We start from the raw sequence: 515 nt of genomic DNA on the forward strand, positions 1-515 counted from the left end.
TTGTCACTGTTTTTTGCAAAAAACTTTTCAAGACTTTCGCTGTTTAATTTTGCAAGTATGGGGGAAATATTGGTTTTGAGGCTGTCTACGGTTTGTTGGACCATGGAGCTGTTTTCTAGAGCAGTTTTAGCTCCTATCTTTGCTGTACTAGAAACCACGTGGATGGCTTGGAGGGTCATTAGCAATGTTATGAGAGCCCAAGTGAGAAAGCCATGAAGCGTCCCTGACGATTCAGCAAAACGTCCAGCTACAAAGCCTCCTAAGGCTAGGCTAATCAGTGTAACGATAATAGAACCCACGCCAAAGGAGAGGAAAGAGCCTTCAAATGGGGTTGAAGAGGTGAAATCCATTTGACTTAAGCCTAAAGCTGCTACCAGAAAAGAGAGGCAGATTGAGGTGGCAAGGGCTGTCACCAATCCCGCAAAGATTGCGGACCACGAAATGGGTGTGTGAAAGAATGGATACTTTTCTTCTAGAGATGTTTCTCCTAGAAAATTCGTATCGAATGGTGTGTC

General features: G+C 44.1%; 1 pseudogene. It reads right to left on the reverse strand.

Going from position 1 to position 515, the window contains the following annotated elements:
• A pseudogene (locus ACFIKY_RS09360) lies at nucleotides 1-515 on the reverse strand (DUF3792 domain-containing protein); the annotation flags it as partial.

Source organism: Bartonella sp. CR127HXZ, from assembly GCF_042194555.1.
GTDB classification, from domain to species: Bacteria; Pseudomonadota; Alphaproteobacteria; order Rhizobiales; family Rhizobiaceae; genus Bartonella; species Bartonella grahamii.